Annotated in this window: 1 pseudogene; it reads left to right on the forward strand. The window is 52.1% G+C overall.

The window, feature by feature from the left end:
* A pseudogene (locus tag ADH52_RS11420) lies at window positions 1-457 on the forward strand (hypothetical protein); the annotation flags it as partial.

Raw genomic sequence — 457 nt, forward strand, 5'->3', positions numbered from 1 at the left:
TGTTGATGCTGAAGCACTTGCTACTGCACTTGTTGACGCTGAAGCTGAAGCTACTGCACTAGTTGATGCTGAGGCTGAAGCTACCGCACTTGTTGATGCTGAAGCACTTGCTACCGCACTTGTTGACGCTGAAGCTGAGGCTACTGCACTAGTAGATGCTGAAGCTGAAGCCACTGCACTGGTTGATGCTGAAGCGCTTGCTACTGCACTAGTTGATGCTGAGGCGCTTGCTACCGCACTAGTTGATGCTGAAGCACTTGCTACCGCGCTTGTTGACGCTGAAGCTGAAGCCACTGCACTTGTTGATGCTGAAGCGCTTGCTACTGCACTAGTTGATGCTGAGGCGCTTGCTACCGCACTTGTTGACGCTGAAGCTGAGGCTACCGCGCTAGTCGATGCTGAAGCACTTGCTACTGCACTTGTTGACGCTGAAGCTGAAGCTACTGCACTAGTAGAT

It is taken from the genome of Streptococcus pseudopneumoniae (genome assembly GCF_001072665.1).
GTDB lineage: Bacteria > Bacillota > Bacilli > Lactobacillales > Streptococcaceae > Streptococcus > Streptococcus pseudopneumoniae_S.